The 25,878-nt window shown below is 57.2% G+C and carries 24 protein-coding genes; 10 read left to right on the forward strand and 14 right to left on the reverse strand.

Going from position 1 to position 25,878, the window contains the following annotated elements:
• From LBR61_03685 to LBR61_03695, 3 genes are read right to left on the reverse strand one after another with little or no spacing between them, the layout of a single operon-like run.
• On the reverse strand, nucleotides 1-921 hold the full coding sequence (locus LBR61_03685; protein MDR1731174.1) for a hypothetical protein: 921 nt from the start codon (nucleotides 919-921) through the stop codon (nucleotides 1-3).
• 22 nt (nucleotides 922-943) lie between these two features.
• Entirely contained in the window at nucleotides 944-1,291 is a 348-nt protein-coding gene (locus LBR61_03690) for a hypothetical protein (GenBank protein ID MDR1731175.1), read from the reverse strand.
• A 47-nt stretch (nucleotides 1,292-1,338) separates the two neighbouring features.
• Nucleotides 1,339-3,288, reverse strand: coding sequence for an ATP-dependent DNA helicase (locus tag LBR61_03695; protein MDR1731176.1), 1,950 nt, complete (start codon nucleotides 3,286-3,288; stop codon nucleotides 1,339-1,341).
• Between the two features lie 312 nt (nucleotides 3,289-3,600).
• On the opposite strand from LBR61_03695, the gene rpsT reads away from it, so the two are divergent.
• From rpsT to LBR61_03745, 10 genes are all read left to right on the forward strand, one after another.
• Nucleotides 3,601-3,870, forward strand: a complete 270-nt coding sequence (rpsT, locus tag LBR61_03700) for a 30S ribosomal protein S20 (protein ID MDR1731177.1) — start codon at nucleotides 3,601-3,603, stop codon at nucleotides 3,868-3,870.
• A 145-nt stretch (nucleotides 3,871-4,015) separates the two neighbouring features.
• Nucleotides 4,016-4,342 (forward strand): cell envelope biogenesis protein TolA, encoded by a 327-nt coding sequence (locus LBR61_03705; GenBank protein ID MDR1731178.1) that lies wholly within the window; start codon nucleotides 4,016-4,018, stop codon nucleotides 4,340-4,342.
• Entirely contained in the window at nucleotides 4,329-6,338 is a 2,010-nt protein-coding gene (locus tag LBR61_03710) for a V-type ATP synthase subunit I (protein ID MDR1731179.1), read from the forward strand. Before LBR61_03705 ends, LBR61_03710 begins: the two co-directional genes overlap by 14 nt.
• A gap of 31 nt (nucleotides 6,339-6,369) precedes the next feature.
• Nucleotides 6,370-6,846: a V-type ATP synthase subunit K gene (locus tag LBR61_03715; protein ID MDR1731180.1), complete on the forward strand. Its 477-nt coding sequence runs from the start codon at nucleotides 6,370-6,372 to the stop codon at nucleotides 6,844-6,846.
• 15 nt (nucleotides 6,847-6,861) lie between these two features.
• Nucleotides 6,862-7,434 (forward strand): V-type ATP synthase subunit E, encoded by a 573-nt coding sequence (locus tag LBR61_03720; protein MDR1731181.1) that lies wholly within the window; start codon nucleotides 6,862-6,864, stop codon nucleotides 7,432-7,434.
• A gap of 22 nt (nucleotides 7,435-7,456) precedes the next feature.
• Complete coding sequence (locus LBR61_03725) at nucleotides 7,457-8,446, forward strand: V-type ATPase subunit (GenBank protein MDR1731182.1); 990 nt, start codon at nucleotides 7,457-7,459, stop codon at nucleotides 8,444-8,446.
• Nucleotides 8,436-8,774: a V-type ATP synthase subunit F gene (locus LBR61_03730; GenBank protein ID MDR1731183.1), complete on the forward strand. Its 339-nt coding sequence runs from the start codon at nucleotides 8,436-8,438 to the stop codon at nucleotides 8,772-8,774. The genes LBR61_03725 and LBR61_03730 overlap by 11 nt, the downstream gene beginning before the upstream one ends.
• Nucleotides 8,775-8,906: 132 nt before the next feature.
• Nucleotides 8,907-10,700, forward strand: a complete 1,794-nt coding sequence (locus LBR61_03735; GenBank protein ID MDR1731184.1) for a V-type ATP synthase subunit A — start codon at nucleotides 8,907-8,909, stop codon at nucleotides 10,698-10,700.
• On the forward strand, nucleotides 10,690-12,111 hold the full coding sequence (locus LBR61_03740; GenBank protein MDR1731185.1) for a V-type ATP synthase subunit B: 1,422 nt from the start codon (nucleotides 10,690-10,692) through the stop codon (nucleotides 12,109-12,111). The genes LBR61_03735 and LBR61_03740 overlap by 11 nt, the downstream gene beginning before the upstream one ends.
• A gap of 16 nt (nucleotides 12,112-12,127) precedes the next feature.
• Nucleotides 12,128-12,748 (forward strand): V-type ATP synthase subunit D, encoded by a 621-nt coding sequence (locus LBR61_03745; protein MDR1731186.1) that lies wholly within the window; start codon nucleotides 12,128-12,130, stop codon nucleotides 12,746-12,748.
• 98 nt (nucleotides 12,749-12,846) lie between these two features.
• Here LBR61_03745 and LBR61_03750 read toward each other — a convergent pair whose 3' ends face one another.
• From LBR61_03750 to LBR61_03800, 11 genes are all read right to left on the reverse strand, one after another.
• Nucleotides 12,847-13,647: a protein-glutamate O-methyltransferase CheR gene (locus LBR61_03750; GenBank protein MDR1731187.1), complete on the reverse strand. Its 801-nt coding sequence runs from the start codon at nucleotides 13,645-13,647 to the stop codon at nucleotides 12,847-12,849.
• A gap of 77 nt (nucleotides 13,648-13,724) precedes the next feature.
• A complete protein-coding gene (gene frr / locus LBR61_03755) occupies nucleotides 13,725-14,282 on the reverse strand; it encodes a ribosome recycling factor (protein MDR1731188.1) in 558 nt (185 codons plus the stop codon).
• A 128-nt stretch (nucleotides 14,283-14,410) separates the two neighbouring features.
• Nucleotides 14,411-15,139, reverse strand: a complete 729-nt coding sequence (gene pyrH / locus LBR61_03760; GenBank protein ID MDR1731189.1) for a UMP kinase — start codon at nucleotides 15,137-15,139, stop codon at nucleotides 14,411-14,413.
• A 250-nt stretch (nucleotides 15,140-15,389) separates the two neighbouring features.
• Nucleotides 15,390-15,986 (reverse strand): translation elongation factor Ts, encoded by a 597-nt coding sequence (tsf, locus tag LBR61_03765; GenBank protein MDR1731190.1) that lies wholly within the window; start codon nucleotides 15,984-15,986, stop codon nucleotides 15,390-15,392.
• 31 nt (nucleotides 15,987-16,017) lie between these two features.
• Nucleotides 16,018-16,845: a 30S ribosomal protein S2 gene (gene rpsB, locus LBR61_03770; GenBank protein ID MDR1731191.1), complete on the reverse strand. Its 828-nt coding sequence runs from the start codon at nucleotides 16,843-16,845 to the stop codon at nucleotides 16,018-16,020.
• A 165-nt stretch (nucleotides 16,846-17,010) separates the two neighbouring features.
• Nucleotides 17,011-17,613, reverse strand: coding sequence for a glycerol-3-phosphate 1-O-acyltransferase PlsY (plsY, locus tag LBR61_03775; protein ID MDR1731192.1), 603 nt, complete (start codon nucleotides 17,611-17,613; stop codon nucleotides 17,011-17,013).
• 214 nt (nucleotides 17,614-17,827) lie between these two features.
• Nucleotides 17,828-18,937, reverse strand: a complete 1,110-nt coding sequence (locus LBR61_03780; GenBank protein ID MDR1731193.1) for a RelA/SpoT domain-containing protein — start codon at nucleotides 18,935-18,937, stop codon at nucleotides 17,828-17,830.
• A gap of 158 nt (nucleotides 18,938-19,095) precedes the next feature.
• Complete coding sequence (locus LBR61_03785; protein ID MDR1731194.1) at nucleotides 19,096-19,890, reverse strand: glucose 1-dehydrogenase; 795 nt, start codon at nucleotides 19,888-19,890, stop codon at nucleotides 19,096-19,098.
• Nucleotides 19,891-19,958: 68 nt separating this feature from the next.
• Entirely contained in the window at nucleotides 19,959-21,206 is a 1,248-nt protein-coding gene (gene pepT, locus LBR61_03790; GenBank protein ID MDR1731195.1) for a peptidase T, read from the reverse strand.
• Between the two features lie 54 nt (nucleotides 21,207-21,260).
• On the reverse strand, nucleotides 21,261-24,449 hold the full coding sequence (locus LBR61_03795; GenBank protein ID MDR1731196.1) for an HsdR family type I site-specific deoxyribonuclease: 3,189 nt from the start codon (nucleotides 24,447-24,449) through the stop codon (nucleotides 21,261-21,263).
• 229 nt (nucleotides 24,450-24,678) lie between these two features.
• Entirely contained in the window at nucleotides 24,679-25,752 is a 1,074-nt protein-coding gene (locus tag LBR61_03800) for a branched-chain amino acid aminotransferase (GenBank protein ID MDR1731197.1), read from the reverse strand.
• Between the last annotated feature and the right edge of the window lie 126 nt (nucleotides 25,753-25,878).

Here is a 25,878-nt window from a genome sequence, read left to right on the forward strand (position 1 = left end):
TCACAGGTTTCTCACCACCCAGGAGGCCCGCGAAACCACCGTGTCATGACCTTCAAAATCCTCCCGCCAGGGCGCTTCAGGGGGCCATTCCGGCGGGCGGGAGGCGGTCCCGAAGGCGGCGCTTCCCCCCGTGCTCAGGACCCATGCCTCAAGAAGGCGCTTCGACGGCGTCCACTCGAACCACATCTCCAGTATTCCGTCCAGGAGAGGCTGCCCCGCTTCCCAGCGCCGCCTCAGCGTCTCCCCGTACAGCGTGCTGTGCCGGACCTGAAAACGCTCGCCCCGCAGAAAATGCATCTCATCCCAGGGCAGCAGGGGCGCCTTCGCGGAGACTGCCGCCTGAAGAACCACGGTATTTCCGAACCGGCCGCTCAGATAAAGCGGAAGTTTCATAAACGGAAAGACGACCCAGGACCAGAGGTCGTCCCTCGTACCGGGCCGAAGTCCGTCGGCGGCCCCCGTCATCGCCTCCGCCGGAAAAAGCTCCAGAGAGCAGGAGACCCCCGCCTCCATCGCGAGAGGCCGTCCCTCCCGAAGTTTTGCCTGCAGCCTCGAGGGAACCGCGTAAAGCAGCACCAGCCCCCTTCCCCGACGCACGTTTTCTTTTTCCGGGACGGGATTCCACAGGGTGGGGTATCCCTCCCAGACCTGCACCGGCCCCTGAGACCAGAAGGCCGGAGGCGGAGCGGAGGACTGTCCGGCCCCGAAGGCCTGCCTCAGCTCCTGAGTGCTCCCTCCCGGAAGGCCCAGTCCGGCGTGGGTCACCCGGGGTTCCAGAAGGGACAGGGCGTTTTGTCCTCTTTCCCAGGCCAGGGTGCGGTTCGAAAGACGCGTGGTCAGAAGCAGAATATGCCGTCCTCCCTGCAGAAGCGCCGCCCCCAGCGCCGCGGTAATCAGGGCCGCGCACAGCGTTTCCGTCAAAGAGAAGGCCCCCCGGCCTTTTTCAGTAAACACGGCTTTCCACCAGAGGGCCGGCCCACTTCAGCCCGTCCGAAACGTACAGCGTCACGGCGACGGCTCCATTGTCCCCGACACGGGCCTCCCACTGAAAATGGAGCTTCCCGGAGGGACCCCGCCGGGGCATCGCCTCCAGGGAGGACAGGGTCACGGGACGCTCCAGCCGGTTGAACCACCAGTCCACCCCGAAAGCCCTGTCCGCGTACCCGTTGATCCGCAGCCCCAGGAGAAAAAGCATCCCCAGCGCCTCCAGACAGACCGGAAGCGCGAATCCCAGGATACAAAGGGACGTCAGCACCTCCACCAGGCTGCCTCCCGTGAATTTCCCGCGCATCTCCATCACTCCCCGAACATCAAAGCTCTTTCGGAGAGTAATTTTAATCACTCTCTCACGGATAAACGTCGGTATTTACATGCAGGTAAACTTTCCGGAATTTTCCACTCCCTGCGGTCCAGCACCCGCCCGTCCAGCAAAACAACCCGCCCGTGGTCCGTGCCGCTGCGGATCAGGCGTCCCACCGCCTGCCTCAGAAACATTTTGGCGTTGGGCAAAGTGACCTTCACGAAGGCTTTCTGGCCCTCAAGCGCGTTTCTGGCCTGCACCAGAGGGTCGAGGGGATGGGGAAAGGGAATTCGATCAATGATGACCTGAGTCAGGCCGTCTCCGGGAATATCCACCCCTTCCCGAAAGGAAACGCTGCCGATCAGCACGGAGGTCTCGTCCTCCCGAAACCGGCTCAGCAGCTCTCTCTGAGGAAGCTCGCCCTGCACCAGCACCTCGTATTTCCGCTCCTGCTTCCTCATCCGGGCCCCCGCCGCCCGAAGCAGGCGCATGGAGGAGAGCAGAACCAGCGAACGCCCGCCGTTTTCGTCGCAGAGCCGCTCCACGATCCGGCAGATTCTCCCGTCGTAGCCCTCGGAGGCCACGGCAATCCCCACGTCCACCACCAGAAATTCCATCTGGTTTTCGACGTCGAAGGGGGACTCCGCCACCAGGGTTCTGTCGGGCTCCACCCCCGTTTCCCGGGACCAGAAGGTGAAGTCCCCGGCGATGGAGAGAGTGGCGGAAATCATGACGCTTTTTTCCGGAGCTTCCGCCGCGAGGGCCTTCTGAACGATGTCCGAGCAGATAACGGGCGCGCTCATCAGGGCGTTCGCCCCCCGCCAGTAGTCCCAGGAGGGATAATGCTCCACCTCCAGGCACCAGAGCGCGGCGGACCGAAATTCCCGCAGCTCGTCCGCCCATTTGACCAGGGCCGCGGCCTCCCCCAGGGCGGAGCCGTTTTCGAAGCCCCCGGCCATGAAGTGGTCCTCAATCCCTCGAATCTGCGACAGGAGGGCGTCCACCTTCGAGAGAAGCTCTTCTCCTTTGTGATAAACCTCTTCGCTGCGCTTCACGATCCCCTCCCCCTGACGACAGTGGAGCTCCAGCAGGGCGAACAGGGAATCCAGCGCTCCGCGGCACTCTTCCGCCCGCTCCCGGAAGGCCGCGCCGTCCATCCCCCGGGAAACGAACAGGGGGTCGAAGGCGGCGAGGGTCCGGGGACGCAGAAGCTGGGCGCCGTTCTCCGCGCTGAACTCCACCGTGGAGGCGTTGCGGACGGCGTCGGGCATTCGATGGGCCTCGTCGCAGATCAGCCAGTCGAAGGGCACGGGAAAGGAGCCCCGCCCGCCGAGAACGTGAGAAAAAAAGAGGTGGTAATTGGCCACCACCACGTCCCAGTCCTGAGCGTGGCGCAGCGTTCGGGTCACGAAACAGCGTTCGCGAAAGGGACAGACCATTGCCAGGCAGGATCGGGCCGTGGCGGAGATTTGCCCCCAGAGGGGATGCGACGGCGTCAGGGACAGCTCGGCCATGTCCCCCGAGTCCGTCTCCTCCACCCAGCGATGAAAGTCCGGACCGGAGCCGCCCTTCTCCGAGGGAAGCCACAGATCTCCGTCCGACAGCGCCGCCGCTTTTCTGAGGCAGACGTAATTGTTTCTTCCTTTTAAGATTCCGTAGGAAAACGGCCATCCCAGAATGGAAACCAGGGCGGGAAGGTCCTTCTCGATCAGCTGCTCCTGCAGGGCGATACTGGCCGTGAGAAAAAGAATGCGCTTTCCTTCCTCTTCCGCCCTCAAAATGGCGGGAATCAGCACGGCGAAGGTCTTCCCCACGCCGGGAGGAGCTTCCGCCGCCATGACCCTCTCAAGGGGAGCCTGAAGAAACTCGTCCACGGCCAGGGTGAACTTCATCTGCTGAGGCCTGTGCTCATATCCCCTGAGACGGGAGGCCAGAATGCCGGAAGGAGTGAAAAATTCCGTCAGCGGTCTTTTCGTGGTACGCTTCACCTCGATGCGAAGAGGATACCCGCCGGAGCTCCGGAGAGATCCCGAAAAATGTCGACTGCATTATATTATAATGAAAGCAAATGAAAAGGAGATGAAGGCATGTAAGATGAAAGCATGTAAAGGTGAAAACATGTAAAGATGGAGGCATGTAAAGATATGCGAAAATTTATTTATTTTTCGCGAATTGCCTTGCTACCCGTGAGGGCCAATGTTACAATGCCTTTTGTCTCTACGGCGGAAAAGAGACGGACGGAAAAATGTATTCGAATGTCTTTTTACCATATATAGCAGAAGCAGGGAGGTGATTTACCAATGCCCAACAAAAAATCGGCGGAAAGACGGGTTCGAGTCGCCGAACGCAATCGCATCTACAACCGCTACTGGACCACGCGCTGCAAAAACGCGGTGAAGAAGGTGCTGGAGGCGGTAGAGGCCAAAGACAGTCCCGTGGCGGCCAAACACTTCGATGAGGCCCAGAGCGTCATCGACAAAGCTGTGGTGAAGGGAGTCATGCACCGCAATACGGCCGCAAGACGCAAAAAAATGATGGCCAGGCGTCTTAAAACTCTTGTGGAAGCCTGAGTTCCCCGCCCCGGGAAGAAAATAGCGACGGAGATCTGTCTCGAAAGAGCGAAGGTCTCCGTTACGTTATCGTAACTTGATTTTGTGTCAGTGGATGGAGATAATGAGGCTGTGTTTCGAAACGCCCTGAGAGGGGGTGAATGGGTTGGCAACAAATCTTATTGACGAAATTAAGACTGTGGAAGAAAAAGCTGCAAAGAGCGTACAGGAAGCGGGAGTCGAAGCTGCCGGAAAACTGAACCAGGCGGCCACCGACGCTGAAAACGCCGTCCGGGAGGCCCGGCAGTCGGCAATCCGGCAGTTCCGGGAAAAAATTCAGCAGGCGGAGCGCACCGCTGAGGCAAAGGCGAAAAGCATCGTAACCGAACGGGAAACAGGGGCTAAGACGTTTTACGCGAAACACAGGGACAAAGTCGCAGGAGTTGCGGCGTGGATAACGGAAGAGGTGATGAGCAGATATGGGCGTGGCTGAGCTCAGAAAAGCAGAACTTTACTATCACAAATCCGTTCAGGAAGACATTGCGGCGGCTCTTCAGCGCAGCGGGGTCTGTCAGATCATCGAAGACGCGGAAACGGCGTCGGGACCTGGCGCGGAGATGGCAAATATCGCCGAGAAACTGCGGCAGTGCGAAGAGCATGAAACTCACATTCGATACCTGTTTCACACGCTGGGGGGATATTACAAAGATCCCGTCTCGTCGGTGGACCGGATGCTGGGAGAGAAACCTCTTCTCTCTCTGGCGGAGCTGACGAAAACAGCGCAAAAGACGGATTTGAAAGGGCTCGCCTCGTCCGTCAAAAAAGCGGAAACAGCCCTGAACGAGCTGCGAATCGAGGTCTCGCAGCTGGAAGCGGACACCGGCGTGCTCTCCAAAATAGGAGATTTTCCCTATACGCTGGATGTTATTGGAGAAGGGACCCGAACGCTGAAGGGTGTTTTGGGCACGCTGCCGGCGGAGCGGGTGGCGGAGCTCAAAAAGGAACTGACGCCCTGCAGCGCCGAGACGGAGCTTTTCGTCTCAGCCCGGGATTCGAAGGCAAAGGAAATCCAGGCCGTACTTCTGTACGCCCGTACACATGAACAGCAGGCTCTGGACTGCTGTCTGCGCAGCGGCATGTCCTTCATCGATCTGCCGTCTTACCTGTCGGGAACCGTTGCGGAAGAATCCGCCAAAATCGCGGCGCGTCTGGCGAACTGCAAAAACCGCGAGGCGGAAATTCAGGAGAATCTGCAGCGCATGGCGGACGAATGGATGCCGGTGATTCAGAAGCTCTCCGATTACGAGCGTATTTTGCACGATCGCTATCACGCTCTTTCCACCAGCGCCGCGACGGACACCACGGTGCGGACGTGTTTCTGGATTCCCGCGGACGCTCTGCCCGCTCTTCAGAAGCAGGTGGAGGCCATCAGTCCCAACACGGCGTTTGCCGTCTCCGCCCCGGAGAAGGACGACCATCCTCCGGTGCTGCTGCGCAACAACGCCTTTATAAGACCCGCCGAAGTACTGACCTATCTGTATTCGCCTCCTCCTTACGGGGAGATGGAACCCACGCCTTTTCTGGCGCCGTTCTTTTACATCTTTTTCGGAATGTGTCTGGGAGACGCCGGCTACGCGCTGGTGATCGGGGCCGTCCTTTGGATGCTCTTCAAAAAATACCGCAGAATGCCGGCGAACGTCGGGGAGTTTTGCAAACTCTTCGCCATCTGCAGCGTCACGACCTTCATTTATGGCGCGGTTACGGGAAGCTTCTTCGGGGACTTCATCGACGCCTTCTTCTTCATGGCGCCTCTGCGTCCTCTGAAACAGGCTCTGTTCGTCATCGATCCTCTGGCGAACCCCATGGCCATTCTGGGGCTTTCCCTTCTGCTGGGAGTTATCCATCTCATGTTCGGTCTTGCCATCGCGGCTTACGATGAATTCCGCAAAGGGAACCCCGTGGATGCCGTCGGCGGCAAGGTGTCCTGGATTCTTTTCGTGGTGGGGCTCATCTTTTTTGGAACAGGAGCCGCGGGCGCCGCTCCCGAACTGATTCGCCTGACGGGCCTTGTCATGGCGGGCGCGGGGGCCATCATCATCTTCCTGTACGCGGGCAGGGGAACGAAGAACATTCTGCTTCGGGTGGGCTCCGGACTGTACGCCCTTTACGGCGGAACGTCCTACCTGGGCGACATCCTCAGTTACAGCCGCCTTCTGGCGCTGGGCCTGGGGTCGGCGGTCATCGCCTCGATCATCAACCTCCTCAGCGGAATGGCCGCGGAAATTCCCTACGTGGGCTGGCTGATCGCCATCGTCATCGTCGCGGGAGGCCATCTTTTCAGCCTGGCGGTGAACGTGCTGGGCGCTTTCGTACACTCCATGCGTCTGCAGTACGTGGAGTTCTTCAGCAAATTTTATGCGGGCGGCGGCGTCGCTTTCAGGCCGCTGATGTTTTCGACGCAGTATATACAGGTGACTGACTCGAAATAACGGGTCTTAATTAAGGAAAGGAGTGCTTACTGTGGAATTACTGGGACTTTTTCTGGCTCTGTTGGGCGCAGCTCTCGCCGGAGGAATGGCGGGAATCGGCTCGGCTATTGGAATCGGCATTGCCGGTGACAGTGCGGCGGGCGTCATGTCCGAGGACCCCGACAAGTTTGTGAAATGCCTCGCTTTGCAGGCTCTTCCCGGCACGCAGGGAATTTACGGCCTGCTGATCGTGTTTGTCGTTCTGAACAAGGTGGGACTTCTGGGCGGTCAGCCGGCGGCCCTCACCTGGGCTCAGGGACTTCTGATTTTCGCAGCCTGTCTGCCCGTGGCGCTGGTCTGCTGGCTTTCCGCCATCGCTCAGGGCAAAACGTCGGCCTCGTCCATTCAGCTGATCTCTAAAAAACCGGACGCCTTCGCGACGTCGATGGTGCTGCCGGCCATGGTGGAAACCTACGCGGTGCTCTCGCTTCTCACGAGCATCATCATGCTGACCTACATCAAGCTTTAAGGCAGGTGAGGTTTCATGTCACTGGCCGATATCAAAGCGAAGATAAACGCGGAAGCGCAGGCCCGGATCAGGGCCATTCAGAGCGACAACGACGCTCAGGTGTCGGCGGTCGCACAAAAAGCGGACAACGAAATACGGGAACTTCAGACCTCGTATAAGAACCGCTTCGCGAAAGAAGAGCCGGAGATCCTCAAACGCCGCCAGATCGTGGCGGAGCTCGACGCCAACAAGGTGGATCTGGGCGTGAAGCAGCGCCTGATCGGCGAGTCCTTCGAGGCGGCTTTGCGCCAGCTTTCGGAGCTGCCGAAGGATAAATACCTCTCCTTCGTTCAAAAGCTGCTGGAACAGATCTCCGGCGAGGGCGCGCTTTTCATCGGCAAAAACGAGAAGCACATCGACGCCGGATGGCTTGAAGCGTACAACGGATCTCACAAAACGGGGTTTTCTCTGGCGAGCGAGCGCCTTCCCATCACGGGAGGATTCGTTCTGAAGCAGGGGAATATCGACACCAATTGTTCATGGGATATGCTGGTGAGGGATATCCGTCCGGACCTGGAAGCCGACGTCGTCAAACGGCTGTTCTCCTGAGGAGGTGTCGACCGTGAGCTACATGTACACGGTGGCGCGGCTCCGGGGGATGGAGAACCGTTTTTTGGAACCCTCGTTTTTTCTGAGACTCCTCGACAGCGTCACCACGGAGGACGCCCTCCGTACACTGGGGGAAACTCCTTATTCTCAGTGGTTTTCGGGCGGAAACGAGGTTAATTTCGACCGAATCATCGACGAGGAGCTGTGGCACCTTTTCGACGAACTGAGGCAGTTCGTCCCGGACAGGGAACTGCTCGACCTTTACAGAATGCCCTACGATTTCAACAACGTAAAGGTCATCCTGAAAAGTCTTTTTCTGGCCAGAGAGAGCGGAGAGCGGCGTTACGACCTCCTTTCTCATCTCGGCTCGATGGATACGGAAAAAATGGTTCTCGCGATCGAGGGGGAGGAGTACGGCCTGCTGCCCTGGGGGCTGAACGACGTTGTTCCCCGCTGCTGGACGCTGTGGGATCAGACGAAAAGCACCCGTCAGGTGGAGCTTCTTCTGGACGAGCACCTGTTCGCCTCCATGCGGAAGCTGGCCGAAAAACTGAAGATGCCCGCCGTCGTTCGGTGGGTGCGGCACAAAACGGACGCGGAAAACCTGAAAAACGCCGTTCGTCTGCAGCGCCTCGGTTTCGACGCCGCGGCGGCCCTTCCCTTTTTCCATCGAGGGGGGACCCTTCGGCCGGACGAAGTGGCGAAGCTTCTGGGGGAACCGCTGGAATCCTGGGGAAAATCCATTTCCCACGCCGGCATCAGCGCGACCCTTGATACGCTTCAGGATCATTCGGACGTGCAGGTCAGCCTTTCCGAGTTCACGAAGGCCCTCGACAATTATTTGATCCGGGTGCTGGAAAAGGCAAAATACATTTCGGACGCGCCGGAAAACGTCCTTCTCTATCTTCTGCAGAAGGATATGGAGGTTCGCAATCTCAGGACCGTCCTGGTTTGCGTCGCAAATGGACTGAATCGCGAGTTTGCAAGGAGGTTGCTGGGTCATGGCCGATAGCGTTTCTCTGCCGATGGCGGCTATCGGCGATTACGAGATGGTTTTGCCGTTTCAGGCCGCAGGAGTGAAGCCGGTGGTTTTGAACGCGTCGAACCGCGGCGACTTCGAGCATATCCTCGAGAAACTGGCGAGGGAAAATTATGGCGTCGTCTTCATCCAGGAGGACCTGTTCATCGATTTCACCGCAAAAATCGAGGAAATCAACGACGCTTATCCGACGAGCGTTCTGCCCCTTCCCGGCCTTATGGGAAGCACAGGCGCCGGCCTGGCATCGATTCGCAACAGCGTCGAAAAAGCCGTAGGCATGGATATTTTTGCGGAAAGATAGCGCGGTGGATACGATAAGGAAACCGGGTCCGCTTTCTGAGGGCAGACGCCCGATTGCCGGAGGCGGGATCCCGATCCAAAATTGCAGAACAGTAAAAAAAGGGGCTCACAGGCCCTTGCGGAGGCGATAAACGTGCCCAACGAAAAAATGATCAAAGGAGTTATCGAACGAATATCCGGCCCCCTGGTCGTGGCCAAGGGGATGTCCGGCGCAAGTATGTACGACGTGGTACAGATCGGAGAAATCGGGCTGGTGGGCGAGATCGTCGAGCTGAAAGGAGACCTGGCTTCCATCCAGGCCTACGAGGAAACATCGGGACTCAAGCCGGGAGAGCCGGTTGTCGGTCTCGGCGAACCCCTTTCCGTCGAACTCGGCCCCGGCATCATCGAGCAGTTTTACGACGGGATTCAGCGTCCCCTGGAGCTCATCGAAAAGGCCGCGAAAAGCCATTTCATCTCCAGAGGCATCAGCGTTCCGGCCATTAACCGCACGAAGAAGTGGAAATTTGAACCTCGGGTCAAAGTGGGAGATGTGGTGGAAGAAGGCGACGTTCTCGGCATCGTGCAGGAGACCGTGGTCGTGGAACACCGCATCCTGGTTCCCGTTGGAGTGAGGGGAACCGTCCGGGAAATCCGGGGCGGCGAGCACACCGTTGAAGAGGACATCGCCATTCTCGACAGGGACGGCGTCTCTGTGGGCGTGAAGATGCTCCAGCGGTGGCCGGTGCGTCGTCCTCGTCCCGTGGCGAAGCGCCTTCCTCCCAACGTTCCCATGTCCACGGGACAGCGCATCGTGGACGCCTTCTTCCCCATCGCGCTGGGAGGGACGGCCTGCGTGCCCGGCCCCTTCGGCTCGGGGAAGACGGTCATTCAGCACCAGTTCGCCAAATGGGCCCAGGCCCAGATCGTGGTCTACGTGGGCTGCGGCGAGCGCGGAAACGAAATGACCGACGTGCTTCTGGAGTTTCCGGAGCTGGAAGACCCCCAGTCCGGGCAGCCTCTGATGAAGCGAACCACCCTGATCGCCAACACCTCCAACATGCCCGTGGCCGCCCGGGAGGCTTCCGTTTACACCGCCATCACCCTGGCCGAGTATTACCGTGACATGGGCTATTCCGTGGCCCTCATGGCCGACTCCACCAGCCGGTGGGCGGAGGCTCTGCGCGAAATGTCCGGACGACTGGAGGAAATGCCGGGCGAAGAGGGATACCCCGCTTATCTGGGAACCCGTCTGGCCTCCTTCTACGAGCGGGCCGGACGCTGCATCGTCAAGGGCAAAGACGGACGGGAGGGCTCCATCAGCGTCATCGGGGCGGTTTCCCCTCCCGGCGGAGACCTTTCCGAGCCCGTAACCCAGAACACCCTCCGCGTGACGAAGGTCTTCTGGGGGCTGGACGCGAACCTGGCCTACCAGCGCCACTTCCCCGCCATCAACTGGCTTTCCAGCTACTCCCTCTACACCGCGACTCTGGACGAGTATTGGAACGACCGCTTCGACAACGAGTGGAGTCCTCTGCGCATCGAGGCCATGAGCCTTCTGGAGGAAGAAGACCAGCTTCGTGAGGTGGTGCGTCTGGTGGGTATCGACGCCCTTTCGAAAGAGGAGCGGATGGTTCTGGAGACGGCGAAATCCCTCCGCGAGGACTTCCTGCACCAGAACGCCTTCCACGAGGTGGATACCTACGCTTCGATGGATAAACAGTTCCGGATGCTTCGAACCATCGTCCGATTCCACCATCTGGGTATGGATGCCCTCAAAAAGGGCGCTCCCATGAACGAGCTCTTCAATCTTCCCGTCCGGGAGCAAATCGCCAGGATGCGCTATCTGGAGGAAAAGGAGATCGACAAAATCGACACTCTGGGAGATACAATGAAGGAACAGATCAACGGGCTTGTCCCGGCAGGTGGTGAAGCAAATGTTGCCTAAGGAATACAGAACCGTTTCCGGCCTTTCCGGACCTCTGATGATGGTCGAAAACACGACGGACGTGCGGTTTGACGAGCTGGTGGAGATCGAGCTTCTCAACGGCGAAAAACGCCGGGGGCGCGTGCTCGAAATCGAATCCAACCGGGCGCTGGTTCAGGTTTTCGAGGGAACCAGCGGCATCGACATCTCCAATACGAAAGTTCACTTCCTGGGCAGAGTTCTGACGCTGCCCGTGGCGCGGACCATGCTGGGGCGCGTTTTCAACGGGCGCGGCGAGCCCATCGACGGCGGCGCCGAGCTGATTCCGGAGCAGCGCCTCGACATCAACGGAATGCCGATGAACCCCTTCTCCCGGGACTTCCCCTCCGAGTTCATTCAGACCGGTATTTCCACCATCGACGGACTGAACCCGATGGTTCGCGGACAAAAGCTGCCGATCTTCTCGGCCAGTGGACTTCCCCACAACCGGATGGCCGCTCAGATCGCCCGTCAGGCCACCGTCATCAGCGGGCACGAGAACTTCGCGGTGGTCTTCGCGGCAATGGGAATCACGTTTGAAGAGGCCTCCTTCTTCATGGAGGATTTCCGCAAAACGGGCGCCCTGCAGCGAACCGTGCTCTACGTCAACCTGGCGGACGACCCGGCGATCGAGCGTATCACCACGCCCCGCATCGCCCTGACCGCGGCGGAGTATCTGGCCTTTGAATGCGATATGCACGTGGTGGTCATCCTCACGGACCTCACGAACTACTGCGAGGCCCTGCGCGAAATTTCGGCCGCCCGCAAGGAGGTCCCCGGACGCCGCGGTTATCCCGGCTACCTCTACACCGACCTTGCGACGATGTACGAGCGGGCCGGACGCCTCAAGGGGAAGAAGGGTTCGATCACCCAGATTCCCATTCTGACCATGCCGGAAGACGACAAAACCCACCCCATCCCCGACCTCACCGGTTACATCACGGAGGGTCAGATCATTCTGAGCCGCGCCCTGCACCGCAGAGGCATCTACCCGCCGGTGGACGTGCTGCCCTCCCTTTCCCGTCTGAAGGACAAGGGTATCGGCAAGGAGAAAACCCGGGAGGACCACGCGGACCTGATGAACCAGCTCTTTGCCGCTTACGCCAGGGGCAAGGAGGCCAAGGAACTGGCGGTCATCCTCGGCGAAGGCGCTCTGTCCGAGGAAGACAAGGCTTTTGCGAAGTTCTCGGACATTTTCGAGGACCGTTATATCCGACAGGGTGAGTACGAGAATCGCACGGTCGAGGAAACGCTGGAATTGGGCTGGGAGCTTCTGACCATGATTCCGACGAAGGAACTGAAGCGTATCCGCGACGCGTATATCGAAAAGTACCTGAAGCCAAGACTCGAAAAGCTCGGAGCAAAGGCGGATTCCACAGGCGCCAGGAACTGAGAGGGGGCAGCCGGAGATGGCACGCATCAACGTCAACCCCAACCGAATGGAGCTTTCGAAGCTGAAAAAACGCCTCGTGGTGGCTAAACGGGGGCATAAGCTTCTGAAAGACAAACAGGACGCCCTGATCAAAGCCTTTCTGGAGCGCGCTCGCGAAGGGAAAGTTCTGCGCGAGCAGGTGGAGGCCGAGCTGAAGGAGTGTTACGGTTCCTTCGTGCTTTCCAGAGCGCAAATGACTCCGGAAATTCTGGAGCAGGCTCTGATGATTCCCGGGGCGAAGTGCAGCCTTGCCGTGAAATGGAAAAACGTCATGAGCGTTATGGTTCCGGAGTACGACGTCAGCCAGGAGGGCTCCGCGGTGAACTATGGTTTTGCCTCCGTCCCTCTTCTTCTGGACGTGGCGCTGGAGCAGTTCGGAAAGCTGATTTTGCGTCTTCTCGATCTGGCGGCCAAAGAAAAGGCCATTCGCCTCATGGCGGGTGAGATCGAGCGGACCCGGCGGCGGGTCAACGCCCTGGAGTACGTCATGATCCCGAGTCTGACGGAAACCATCCGCTACATCACTATGAAGCTCGACGAACAGGACCGTTCGACCCTGAGTCGCCTGATGAAGATCAAGGAAATCGTTCGAAAGTGATCGATTCATAAAAATCCCCCTCTCGTTCACAGCCGGGAGGGGGATTTTTCCGTCTTTCGTCCATTCTTCGGTGGGGTCGGTCGGGTCGGCGGGGTTCGTCAGCTGCGGGTGTAGAGAAAGGGACCTGCCGTGTCGAAGCCGATCTTTTTGTACTCAAAAATCTGCTCGGTGGAGCCCACGAGGAAATAACCCCCCGGCGCCAGAGCGTTGTAAAACTTTTTGTACAGAGCCGCCTTGGTTTCCGCGGTGAAGTAGATAACCACATTGCGGCACAGAATGACGTCGAAACCGCTTCCAAAGGCGTCGTCGATCATGTTGAACCGCTTAAAGGTCACACGTCGCCTGATGTCCGGAGTGACCTGGTACGTCTCCCCCCTGTCGGAGGTGGTGAAATATTTTGTGAGATACTCGGAAGGGACGTTCAAAAGCTGGCGTTTCAGGTACACGCCCTTTTGCGCGATGGCAAGCGCGCCCTGATCGATGTCGCAGGCCAGAACCGAAGGGCCCTCGATGCCGGAAACGGCGGCAAGAATAGCCAGAGAATAGGGCTCCTCTCCCGTGGCGCAGCCCGCGCTCCAAAGTTTCAGGTGACGATGTCCCCGCTTTCTCACCAGATCCGGAATCAACTGGTCTCGCAGCTTCCACCATTGCTTATCGTTACGAAAAAATTCCGACACGTTGATCGTCAGATGGTCCAAAAACTCGCGAAGCTTCTGATTGTCGTCATGAATCATGCTGAAGTACTCATCGTAGTTTTTAACGTTCCATCGTTCCATCAACATATGAACCCTGCGATGAATCTGATTCTTATAAGAGTTCAGGTCAAGGCCTATAATCTTTTTCAGTTTTTGCTTAAAAACCTCGTAATCCGGAGAATTATAGAGATTGGATTCCTCCATCGCGGTCATCACCTCCCGGGATCTCAAAAAGCGAATTTTTGTCGCGCGCCGTGTTTTTCGGTCTTATGTATGATGCGTCACTCTTCCATAATCTCTTTTTCCTTTACTTTGGCGGTTTCTTCTATTTTTTTGATGAAGTCATCCGTAATGTCCTGCACTTCTTTGGAGTATTTCTTCAGTTCATCCTCGGTGATTTTGGAGTCTTTTTCCATCTTTTTCAAACTTTCCACGGCATCCCGCCGGTGGTTGCGCATGACGACCCGGGTCTCCTCCGCCTTTTTGGCCGTCAGCTTCGTCAGCTCCACCCGGCGCTCCCTCGTCAGCTCCGGCAGGGTCAGCCGTATGGCTTCTCCGTCGTTTTGGGGCGTGATCCCGAGGTTCGAGGCAAGAATGGCTTTTTCCACGGCCTTCAGGCTGCTGCGGTCGAATGGAGCAATTAAAATTTTGCGGTTCTCCGGAATCGTGATGTTCGCCATCTGCTTCAGAGGCGTCTGAGTCCCGTAGTAGTCGGCTTTGATGTCGCTCACCAGCCCCGGATGCGCGCGCCCCGTGCGTATGGCCAGATATTCGCCCTTCAAAAACTCCAGAGCTCTGTCCATCTTTTCCCGCAGGCGTTTCACCTCAGTTTTCGGCATTGTACAGGCCCTCCCGTTTTTTTTGCATAAATTTTTGTTCGTCTTTTTTTAATACACGTTTTTCAGTACACACGATTACGCAATCCGCTGTTGGTTCTGAAATTACCTGATTTTCATGAGCGTCGTTTTCATCCTGCATCGTTTTCATCGTGGACGACGGTTCCGATCCGGTCTCCCCGAACCAGCAGCGAGACCAGGTTGCCCTGTTTCAGTATATTCATGACGAGAATGGGGATTTTGTTTTCCATGCAGAGAGAAAAAGCCGAGGCGTCCATAACCTTGAAATTGCTGACCAGCGCTTCCCTGTAGGTGATGTCGGAGAGCAGACGGGCCGAGGGGTTCTCGCAGGGGTCCGCGTCATAAATGCCATCCACCTTTGTCCCCTTGACCATGCAGTCGACGTTCATCTCCGCCGCCCGCAGCGCGGCCGTGGTGTCCGTGGAAAAGTAGGGAGATCCCGTGCCGGCGGCGAAGATCACCACGCGCTCCTTTTCCATGTGCCGCAGAGCCCGTCTGCGAATGTAGGGTTCGGCCACAGCCCGCATTTCGATGGCGGTCTGAACCCGGGTGGGAAGTCCCAGCTGCTCCAGAACATCCTGCAGGGCCAGCGCGTTGATCACCGTTGCCAGCATCCCCATGTAGTCCGCCTGAACCCGGTCGATGCCCGTTTTTTCCATGTCCCTGCCCCGCAGCATATTTCCTCCCCCCACAACCATGGAAAGGGCGACTCCCGCGTTGTGCACGGCCGCAATTTCCTCGCCAATGCGACGCATCATCTCGAAATCGAGGCCGAAGTGTTTATCGCCGGCCAGAACTTCACCGGACAGCTTGAGCAGTACCCGCTTATATCGAGGCATTGCAAAACACCTCCGAGATTTCGGGCGAAAGCGTCTTTTTTCCATTTTTTCTCTCTTGTTTCTCTCCGCCTCTTCGGGGTCTCCCCCAACCTCTCCCGGAAACGACGTCCTTCGCTCATAAAATACTCCGACGCGGAAGAGCGCCCACGCCGGAGTTCAAAACACAATCTTCCTATATAAGGCTTATAAGGCTCTTTTATAATCTCAAAAGCTCAGAATTCATTTTTCAAGATTAGTTTTCAAGATAAGGCTATTCTCCGATCATGAAGCGGGCGAATCGCTTTATGACGATATTCTCTCCCAGTTTGGCGATGAGATCAACCAGTAAATCCTTGATTTTTCTGTCCGGATCCCGAATGTACGCCTGCTCCAGAAGGCAGGTGGTTTCGTAAAATTTCCGCACCTTACCCTCGATGATTTTGTCGAGGCGGTCGGCGGGCTTGCCCTCGTCGATAAGCTGCTGACGGTAGATGGCCTTTTCCCTCTCCAGATCCTCCGCCGGCACGTCCTCCGGCTTCAGATACAGGGGATTCGCGGCAGTGATGTGCATGGCGATTTCATGTCCCAGCTCGTTGAACTCGTCGGTTTTCGCCACGAAATCCGTCTCGCTGTTGATCTCCACCAGGGCCCCCACCTTGAAATTGTTGTGGATGTAGTGAAAAACACGCCCGTCGCTGGCCGTCCTCGCGGCTTTTTTCGCCGCCTTCGCCAGTCCCTTTTCTCGCAGGTAATCTATCGCTTTTTCAACGTCTCCGCCCGTCTCGGCCAAAGCCGCCTTGCAGTCCATCATACCCGATCCGGTGCGGTCTCTCAGTTCTTTTACTGCGTTTGCGCTAATCTCAGCCATTTATAAAAGCTCCCCTCTCTCTGTTCTCGCTCTAGGCGTCTTCGGTGTTTTCCGGATCGTAAGCCTCGTGCAGGCGCTCTCTGACGGCAATGATGTCATCTTCACTGACGTCCACCGCAGGCGCCGCCTCTTCCGCCGGGGCTTCTTCCCTTGTCTCCGGCTCCTCGACGGCGTCCTCGCCCTGACGACCCTCGATAACCGCGTTGGCCATGAGGCCGGCAATCAGCTTGATGGCGCGGATGGCATCGTCGTTTCCAGGGATGGGATAGTCGATCACCTCAGGGTCGCAGTTGGTATCCACGATGGAAACCACCGGAATCCCCAGCCTGCGGGCCTCGGCGATGGCGTTCTCCTCCCGCCTGGGGTCGATGAGGAAAAGAGCGTCCGGCACGCCGTCCATTTTAGCGATGCCGCCCAGATATTTTTCCAGCTTGGACTGTTCCTTGCGGAGGGTTGCCACTTCTTTCTTGGAAAAAGTTTCCCATGTGTTGTTTTCGTCGTATTTGCGGAGCTCCAGCATACGCACCACCCGTCTGCGTATGGTGGGGAAATTGGTCATGAGACCCCCCAGCCACCTCTGGTTGATGTAGTGCTGCCCGCACCGCAGAGCCTCGTCGTGAATGGTCTCCTGCGCCTGCCGCTTGGTTCCCACAAAGAGCACGGTGCCCCCGGAGGCCGCAACCTCACGGATGAAGTCGTAGGCCTTCTCCAGACCCCTCACCGTCTTCTGCAGATCGATGATGTAAACCCCGTTGCGCTCCGTAAAAATATAGGGTTTCATCTTGGGGTTCCATCGTCGCGTCTGATGACCGAAATGAACTCCGCACTCCAGCAACTGCTTCATACTTACAACTGCCATTTTTTCAGCCTCCTGATGGTTTTTCCTCCACGGAAGATCCCCTGAAAATCCCGCCTGAAACGGGACACCCTTTCAGAGGACACAACACCCCCGTGTGTGTATTTAACACGCAACCCAGTATAACACAAAAACTTCTCCCGGCATCGCCGGAGGAGGGGCTCGTTTTTACGCGCCCACCCGATTCTCCGTCCCCCGGGCCAGACGCTCGATATTCGACCTGTGGCGATAGAAGACGAAACAGGCAAGAATCAGCGAAACGACGATGTAGGGCCAGGGAGCCTCCAGCATCCAGAAAAAGACGGGCAGGGCCAGAAGAGAGGCCATGGAGGCCAGCGAGACGTATCGCGTCGTCCGCATGACGGCGTACCAGATCGCGCCGCTCATGAGAGCCACCGCGAAGGACTGGGGAGGCCAGAGAAAAAAGACCACGCCGTAGGTGGTCGCGACGCCTTTTCCCCCGTGGAATTTCAGCCACAGCGGGAAATTATGTCCCATAACCACGGCAAAACCCGCCAAAGAAAGGAGCCCGGGCGCGATGGACGCGGAAGTGGCCGTAACGAGAAGGGCGAGAGCCCCCTTGAGCATGTCCATGACCGTCACGAAAATGGCCCACTCTCTGCCGGCAACGCGCCCTACATTGGTAGCGCCGATATTTCCGGAGCCAACGGTACGAATATCCAGTCCCTTCACCAGCCTGACCACAAGGTAGCCTGTGGGAATGGAGCCGATAAAATAGGAAACCGTCATCCACAGTATCGCGCTTCTCACCTGTAACCCCTCCCTGAAATAAAAAATAAAAGGCGACAACGCTCGAATCGCCGTCCCCGGAATGAGCCTCGAACACTTTCATTTTATACCAAATTTTATCCCAAATCCTGCAGCAAATCTCGCGGCAAATCACGGCAAAATTCCCGCCGCGCACAAAAAAGGAGAGCTCTCGCTCTCCCCTCAGTTCTTTCACCCGCCCAAAGGCAAAGAAAGGTCATTCCGCCGTCCGCTGGGCGCTTTCCACTCCGCTGATGCGGTCGGAACCCCGCTTGATGTCCAGCTGGACGAGATCTCTGTTCTTCAAAACATCCCACTTCAGGTTCAGCACCAGAAGGAAAATCGCGGAAAACGCGTCGACCCTCCAGGAACTGCTTTCCTTTTCGAAGGCTCCGTGAATCGTCCGAAGCTGCAGCAGGCCCTTGTCTCCTTCGTCCAGCTCCGTCAGGAACCGGCGCACCTCGGAGAGGGTATCTATTCCCGCCGCCCGGAAAACCTTGTACAGATATTCGAAGCTCTCCTTCAGATAACCGGGGGACGGCACGAAGATGGGAAATCCCGCCTTCACCGCGATGGAGCTCCATTTGGTCAAAACGGCGCTTTCCTCGTTGAAAAAGGCGTAAAGCTCGTCCTCCGTGTAGGTGCGCTCCGCCGACACCGAGGTCCCCGTCCGCGGTTCAGGGGTGGGCGAGACCAGAACAGCCACGTCCTTTACCTCTTCCCACAGGGACAGAAAACCCTCGTCGGCCTCCTCCAGAAGCGCCGCCAGACGCACCAGCCTGCGCTTCAGCTTCTTCTCCGAAATGGAGTCCACGTTCATGGACACCCGAGGCGAGATCGTCGCCCAGGCCTCCTGCAGCACCGTGCGCAGCTCCAGACGGAAGGAAAGCCCTCTGTACTTGCGCCACTCCCGCAGAGAGGACCGGCTTTCGGAAAGCGTCAGAGTGTAGAGAACGGCGGGATACCCGAACCGGAAGGGATCTTCCAGCCCGCTGGAGGGAACGGAATGCTCCAGGTCCACCTCGAACTCCGAGCAGACGATTTCCTCCACCTTGCTCACGTCCTCCGGGAAGCGCAGCAGCACCCGCACCGTCACCAGGTCCGATATGGAATCCAGTCCCGAGGAGGCGTCTCCCTCATAATGGGCATTCAGGGACTTCACCAGTTCGGCGGGAGCCTTGGCCCATCCCTCGATACTGCATACTTCTATATCCTCCCGCTCTACGAGATCCTGCACCAGATTGCGGATCCGCGAAGAGTATTCTTCGTAGAGCGAAAGCTTTTCCACGTAACTGATGCCAAGCTCGTCAATACGATGTCTGTCCAATCCCAATCACCGCCCGAGAATGAAAATCATATGCCCCAAAACGTCGCGAGGATATTATTATAGTGGAGTATACCTTAAGAAGCGCCGCTTGAAAAGGCTCTGCAAACGTCAAATTGCGATTCTCGAAAGAATTTCGGCGGCGCTTCGCGGCGCGGGGGTCAGAAACCGATGACGGCGCCTCCATCCACGGGCAGAATGACGCCCGTCACAAAAGATGCCGCGGGGCTGCTGAGGTAGACCGCCGCGTCTCCGATGTCACTGGGGTCGCCGAACCGGTTCATGGGCGTTCGTCCCAGAATTTTCGCCTTCCGCGGGGGATCGTCGTTGACGGCCTTATGCATCAGTTCGGAATGGATCCAGCCCGGCGCAATCGCGTTGACCCGAACCCCCTTCTCTCCGAACTCGGCGGCGAGCACCCGCACCATACCGCCTATGGCGCTTTTCGCCGCCGCGTAGCCCGCAACCTGGGTCAGGCCCATGAAGGTGGCCATGGAGGCGATGAAAAGGACGCTGCCGTGGCCGCGCTCCACCATGCCGGGGGCAAAGGCCTTCGTCATGAGAAAGGACCCTTTGAGATGCGTGTTCAGAACCTTCTCGAAATCTTCCAGAGCCGTGTCGAGGAAAAACTGCTTGTGATGGTTGCCCGCGTTGTTCACCAGAATGGAGACGGGGCCCCACTGCTTCGTCACGCGCTCCGCGAAACTTCCGCTTTCTCCGGCGCTGGTGACGTCTCCCGTCACATAAGCAGCCGATTTGCCCAGCTCCTCCACGGCTTTTTTCAGCAGTTCCTCCCGACGGCCGGAAATGACCACCTTAGCACCGGCCTCCGTCATGGACTTCGCGATGCCGAACCCAATGCCCGTGGCGCCTCCCGTCACAAGCGCGACCTCACCCTCCAGAGAAAAACGACTCGCAAAACCGCCCTCGCCCGCAACACTTCCACCGTTCACCATTTCTGCCCCTCCTTTATTAAAGCTCAGAGGGACGGAGCCCGCCCCGCCCCTCTGCAATTCCTCCGAAATCAGGCCGCTTTTTTCACGTACAGCTCCAGAATCTTCAGCACCAGCTCCGTGCCCTTCTCCAGAGAGGGGACGGGGATGAACTCGAAGCGTCCGTGGTAGTTGTGCCCCCCGGTGAAGAGGTTCGGGGTGATCAGGCCGCGCCAGGAGAGCGCCGCTCCGTCGGTGCCGCCCCGCATGGGGACGATGAAGGGTTCGATACCCAGCTCACGCATGGCCGCAAGGGCCGTCTCGACGATGTGCTCGTGCCCCTTCACCTTATCGGCCATGTTCCGGTACTGGTCCCGCAGAGAGAGCGTAAACCGGTCTCCGCCGTATTTGTCCTTCATCCAGTTCACGGCCTTCTCCATGAATTGCTTCCGCGCCTCGAAGCGGGGCGTGTCGTGGTCACGGATGAGAAACTTCAGCGTCGCCGCCTCGGTGGTTCCCTGAAAGCTGAGGCAGTGATAGTATCCCTCGTAGCCCTCCGTATGCTCAGGGGTCTCCGCGGGGGGGAAGAGGGCGCAGAACTCCCGCCCCATGGTGACGGCGTTCAGCATCAGCCCCTTGGACTTGCCGGGATGTACCGCCCGACCCTTTATGGTCACGGTGGCGTTGGCGGCGTTGAAGTTCTCCCAGCAGGCCTCCCCCACCGCTCCGCCGTCCAGCGTGTAGGCAAAGTCCGCCCCGAATTTTTCGATGTCCAGCAGTTTCGCCAGGTGCCCCACTTCCTCGTCCGGGGTGAAGGCGAGCTTCACGTCCCCGTGTTCGATCTCCGGGTGCTGCAGCAGCCAGTCCACCGCGCCGACAATCTCCGCCACTCCCGCCTTGTTGTCCGCTCCCAGCAGGGTGGTCCCGTCCGTCACGACGATGTCCTGTCCCTTATAATCTTCGAGATACGGAAAATCCCCGGGAGAAAGAACGACGTTCTCCTTTTCGCTGAGGACGATGTCGCCGCCCTGATAGTTTTTCACCACCCGGGGCTTCACGTCTTTGCCCGTCACCTCGGTGGCCGTGTCCAGGTGGGCCACGAAACCCACTGCCGGAACCTTCTTTTTCTTCGCGGCGTCCGCCACGTTGGAGGGCAGAGTCGCCGTGACGTAGGCGTGTTCCGTCACCTCCACATCCTTCAGTCCCAGAGCCTTCAGCTCTTCACCCAGCGCCTTCGCCAGGACCAGCTGTCCCGGCGAGCTGGGCACCGTCGAGGCCCCGTCCACGGACTGCGTATCATAAGTTACATACTTCAAAAAACGTTCCAGCGTCGAATACATCGTGAACTGTCCCCTTCCGTTTTCTGCGGTGATGATTTGTACCTGCGTCCTATTTTACCGCTTCTGCTCCGCCGCAGATTCAGGATTATAACCCTTTTTATCGTCGGCCTCATCGTCCATGTCAAAACCACCTTCGAGCAGGAACTTACGCAGAAACCCATCCAGCAGATTATTCACCTTGAACACTGAAATCGTGATGCCTTGCTGCTTCTCAAAGAAAGCACGAGCCTTTGCCTTATCCACTGTGCCTTTCAGGGTGTCAAAGCGTCCATATTCATTGATGTTGGCCTCAGTCAGCTTCAAGTCCATCAAGCTGCGGAGTTTCATCTCATCCAAACCGAGCGCGACGGCCATACGGTGAATCTGGTCAGCCTTTGCCCGTGCCTGATATTCTGTGATGTAGTCGCGCAGCGTCCTGCCTTCTTCTACCACCACATCGCCGCGCTCAATATCACGCAGGAAGATTCCCGCGTATTTCTGTTCCTCCTGGGTCAGGGTAGCAAAGGTCTTGTGCAGGTTACTCTTTACCTGCTCAACTTCTTCTCCTGTTTGCAGGGCTTTCAGATACCTGACGAAGCGCGAGTTCATGTAATCAGCATCAATCTTGCCTGTGTCAATTTCGGTTAGATGACCATCTATGTCATAGGGGACTTCCTCGCCTCCGCCGCCATCGCCGCCTCCGCCAAACAGCTCCTTGTAACGCAGCGCAAGCACGAGGTAGTCGTTTTCATCAAAGGCAGTCACAATAATGGTTTTCCTCGCGCCTGGCTTGTCCTGAAAAACATACTCCCGCTTGTCCCAAACGAAACCCTGAATCTTTGCGGCTTCGAGAACATCATTGAAGTCACGGAACAGCGAGGCGAACTTGCCGCAGGCCGTCCTGTCATCCGGATTCTTCGTGAAGTCCGGCGCTCCTGCGTCGGCAAACACTTTACGGATGAGGTCGTACAGCTCATTCATAGCTTTGAGGTTCTCCTGAAGACGCTGTACGAAAAGACCGATGGGCTTATCGCCGGAATAAAGCTTCACGGCTTCCTCAATGTTCTTCTCCATCGTGTGCGGTTTGCGGTAATAGCGGATTGTGCCGAATGGTTTCTCGTGCCCGAATAAGCGATTTGTGCGAGAGAAGGCCTGGATGATGTTCTGGTATTCGAGCAGCTTGTCCATGTAGAGCGTGTTAATCCATTTGGAATCGAAGCCCGTGAGCATCTGGTCTACGACGATGAGCAGGTCGAGCTGCTTTTCCGGCTCTGTCTCAATGCGTTTGTACGGTTCCTTATGGGCAAGGCGCGCAGCGATGTCCTTCTTAAACCTGGCATGGGCGCCAAGTTCGAATGTCTGGTTGTAACGAGCGTTGTAGTCGGTGATGATTTCAACCAGTCCAGCCTCTTTGGACGCTGTCGCTGCGCCTTCGCCGTTGTCGATGTTCGGGTCAAAGAGAGCTGTGATTTTCAGAGCCGGATTCTTCTCTTTGATGAGTCGATAGTAGGCAATCGCCTCCGGGATGCTGCTCGTTGCAAACAGCGCGTGAAATTTTCCGGCATGGGAGAGGGTCATCCAGTTATTCAGGATATCGGCCGCCACCTGTTCCCTGTGCTCGTCGCGCCTGTATTGGTTCTTGGGCAGGAAGTCCTCAACGCCCCTGACATACCTGCCCGCGCCATCGATCTTTCCCGCCATATCCGCCGTGTTTATCCAGTAGTAATAGATTTGGCTCTTTTGCGGGTCGGCAATGGCCTCGGCCTCGTCCGCCGCCTTAGCTTCATCAAGCGCAACGACCCTGCGCACGTCCTTGTCCTTGTAAGTCAACACTTTGTAGGGATCGAAGCCAAGCACGTTCCTGTCACGGATACCGTCAGCGATGGAGTAGCGGTGCAGTTCGTTCCCAAAGACATCTGCGGTTGTGCTGCCTTTGATTTTGTTCTCCATGTGGACAGGCGTTCCAGTGAAACCGAAGAAGATTGCATCTGAGAAGGTGTTCTTCACGTCAAGCAGCATCTCTCCGAAGGTGGAGCGGTGGCATTCGTCTACAATGAAGACGATGCGCTTGGCGGTCATCTTCCTGATGTCAGCGGCATTCATGCTGCTTGCCTCCTTGATGTTGCTCATCTTCTGGATGGAAGTCACGATGAGCGTGTCGGCGGGGTCGTTCGATTTCAGCCTGGCAATAAGGGCGTGGGTGTTTTCCGTGGCCTGCACGTCGTCGTTGTCCTCGGCAAAACCCCTGTACTCTTTGAGTGACTGTGTACCAAGCTCGATGCGGTCAATCAGGAAGACAACCTTGTCCGCGTCTTTTGAATTGGCGATAAGCTGCGCACTTTTGAAGCTGGTCATAGTTTTTCCGGAGCCGGTGGTGTGCCAGACATACCCGCCGCGCTGGTTCCCTTCTCCCCATTTGGTCTTGGCCACGCGGTCGGAGATTGCGCTTGCTGCATAGTATTGATAGCTGCGCATGACTTTCAGGACGCCGTCCGTGTCGTCCGGTACGGTGTAAAAGCCGATGAGCTGGTGTGCCATTGGTATTGAAAGCAGCTTCTCGGCGATTTCCTTCCAGTCGTTGACGGGTTCGTTATTGGAGTTCGCCCAATGGAAGTAGAAATCCGGATTGAATACACCGTCCTCGCCGGGGTTGGCGAAGTAAAGCGTTTCCGCTGGTTCTATCGCCACGAATATCTGCACCAGCGAGAACAGGCCGCTGAAAATCCCCTCACGGGAGTACTTCTCAATCTGGTTGGCGGCCTGTGTAACGGATACACCGCTCTTTTTCAGCTCTATGTGAATGACGGGCATACCGTTGATGAGCAGCATCAGGTCGCCTCGGCGGTCGTTGAGGATGCCGCGCGTGGGGAATTTGGGCTGCTGCGCTATCTGGTAACGGCTCTGGCCGGCGGCAATCTCCTGGCGGTCGTAGATTTTCAGGCTGATTTCCTTGCCGAGATGCGCTGCGTCGTTCGGGTTGTCGCGCTTGACAGAGACCGTCTTTCCGTTGATGAATCCATTCAGTTTGAGTGGTGTTTTGAGTACGTTTATCTGTTCGATAATCTGCTGCATCTCGCCGCTGGTGAGGGGGCAGTTGTTCAGGCGGTCGATGTCGCGATTGTTGTCATAAAGGATGTTCGCCCAGTTCTGGATAAGCTCAGCCTCGGTGGGGTTCCTGATGACCTCCTCCCAACCGTAGGTTGACAGCACTTTGATGAGGGCTTCTTCGAACTCGGATTCTTTGTTGAACACCATGTTACTCATCGTCGTTGTCCTTCTCTTCTGCAAAGATGTTCCCAAGCGTCAGTTTTTTGGCGCGAAGTCACGTTATTCATCTTCGTCGCCTTTTGGCTCATAGAAATATTCAATATTATGGGCGCGAAGAAGAGAAAGGGAACGTGTCCATGCTCGCCGGCTGTGGAGAACGCCGACACACCTGATCCGGAAGCGGACAAAATATCCGCCTCCGGACTTTTATTTATATTGCCGTCTGCTATTTCACTTCATAAACCCAGCCGAATTTATCCGGCAGGACGCAGGTTTGGATGCCCGTCAGTTCATCGTAGATTTTTTGCGTCGTCGCGCCGATCTTTCCGTCGTTGAAGCGCATGACGACGTCGCCCCATTTCAGTTCGCCTATAGGAGAGATGACCGCTGCCGTTCCGGCGGCGAAAGCCTCTTGAGCGCGTCCGGCTTTATATGCGTCATACAGCTCCTGAATCGATATCCTGCGCTCGGAAGCGGGCTTTCCCCAGCTTTTGACCAATTCGATGACGGATTTTCGGGTAATGCCGGGCAGGATGCTGCCGTTCAGTTCAGGCGTCACGACCTCGCCGTCGATGACAAAAAAGATGTTCATTCCTCCGACTTCCTCAATGTACTTACGCTCGACGCCGTCAAGCCATAAAACCTGCGAGTATCCGGCCGCTTCAGCTTCCTCCTGGGATTTGATGGACGCCGCGTAATTGCCGGCGCACTTGGCGAACCCCGTGCCGCCCCGCACCGCGCGAACGTATTTGTCTTCGACGTATATTTTGACAGGCGCGAGTCCCCCGGAGAAATACGACCCCACAGGAGAAAGAATCGTCGCAAACACGAAGGTTTTGGAGGGATGCACCCCCAGGAACGGCTCGTCTGCGTAGATGAACGGACGTATGTACAATGACGTGCCGGGGTCGGATGGGATCCAGGCGCTTTCGATCCGGACAAGTTTGCTTATCGCCGACAGGAACTCCTTTTCATCTATTTTCGCGATGCACATGCGGTCGCAGCTGTTGTTCATGCGCGCCATATTTTGGTCGGGACGGAACATCACCACGCGCCCGTCTTTTGTCTTGTACGCTTTCAGCCCTTCGAAAATCAACTGCCCGTAGTGCAGGCAGCACGCCGACGGTTCAAGCGTGATCGGGCCGTAGGGCACGATCCGGGCGTCATACCAGCCGCGGCTTTTGTCGTAATTGATCAAAAGCATATGATCCGTGAACACAGTTCCAAAATGGACTTTTGACAGTTCCTGACCGGTCAGAGGCTTCCTGGGGCTTGACGTCTTTTCCACACGTATTTCCATTTTTATTCATTCCTTTTATGGTCATGTAATTTCATATATTCTACATCTTTTTGTAGAAATTTTGGTTGTCGGCGGTCGTGAAATCAGCACTCCTCTAAACCTCGCGAGAAAGACTCGTTTGCATAG

The organism is Synergistaceae bacterium (genome assembly GCA_031272035.1).
Classification (GTDB): domain Bacteria; phylum Synergistota; class Synergistia; order Synergistales; family Aminobacteriaceae; genus JAISSA01.

Coding starts and splice junctions, on each gene's coding strand:
- rpsB (MDR1731191.1), bottom strand. CDS start 16,845: ATGGCAGTTGTAAGTATGAAGCAGTTGCTGGAGTGCGGAGTTCATTTC.
- LBR61_03725 (MDR1731182.1), top strand. CDS start 7,457: ATGTACACGGTGGCGCGGCTCCGGGGGATGGAGAACCGTTTTTTGGAA.
- LBR61_03800 (MDR1731197.1), bottom strand. CDS start 25,752: ATGGAAATACGTGTGGAAAAGACGTCAAGCCCCAGGAAGCCTCTGACC.
- LBR61_03740 (MDR1731185.1), top strand. CDS start 10,690: ATGTTGCCTAAGGAATACAGAACCGTTTCCGGCCTTTCCGGACCTCTG.
- LBR61_03785 (MDR1731194.1), bottom strand. CDS start 19,890: ATGGTGAACGGTGGAAGTGTTGCGGGCGAGGGCGGTTTTGCGAGTCGT.
- LBR61_03750 (MDR1731187.1), bottom strand. CDS start 13,647: ATGGAGGAATCCAATCTCTATAATTCTCCGGATTACGAGGTTTTTAAG.
- LBR61_03745 (MDR1731186.1), top strand. CDS start 12,128: ATGGCACGCATCAACGTCAACCCCAACCGAATGGAGCTTTCGAAGCTG.
- pyrH (MDR1731189.1), bottom strand. CDS start 15,139: ATGCCTCGATATAAGCGGGTACTGCTCAAGCTGTCCGGTGAAGTTCTG.
- pepT (MDR1731195.1), bottom strand. CDS start 21,206: ATGTATTCGACGCTGGAACGTTTTTTGAAGTATGTAACTTATGATACG.
- LBR61_03730 (MDR1731183.1), top strand. CDS start 8,436: ATGGCCGATAGCGTTTCTCTGCCGATGGCGGCTATCGGCGATTACGAG.
- LBR61_03720 (MDR1731181.1), top strand. CDS start 6,862: ATGTCACTGGCCGATATCAAAGCGAAGATAAACGCGGAAGCGCAGGCC.
- LBR61_03710 (MDR1731179.1), top strand. CDS start 4,329: ATGGGCGTGGCTGAGCTCAGAAAAGCAGAACTTTACTATCACAAATCC.
- LBR61_03690 (MDR1731175.1), bottom strand. CDS start 1,291: ATGCGCGGGAAATTCACGGGAGGCAGCCTGGTGGAGGTGCTGACGTCC.
- LBR61_03795 (MDR1731196.1), bottom strand. CDS start 24,449: ATGAGTAACATGGTGTTCAACAAAGAATCCGAGTTCGAAGAAGCCCTC.
- frr (MDR1731188.1), bottom strand. CDS start 14,282: ATGCCGAAAACTGAGGTGAAACGCCTGCGGGAAAAGATGGACAGAGCT.
- tsf (MDR1731190.1), bottom strand. CDS start 15,986: ATGGCTGAGATTAGCGCAAACGCAGTAAAAGAACTGAGAGACCGCACC.
- rpsT (MDR1731177.1), top strand. CDS start 3,601: ATGCCCAACAAAAAATCGGCGGAAAGACGGGTTCGAGTCGCCGAACGC.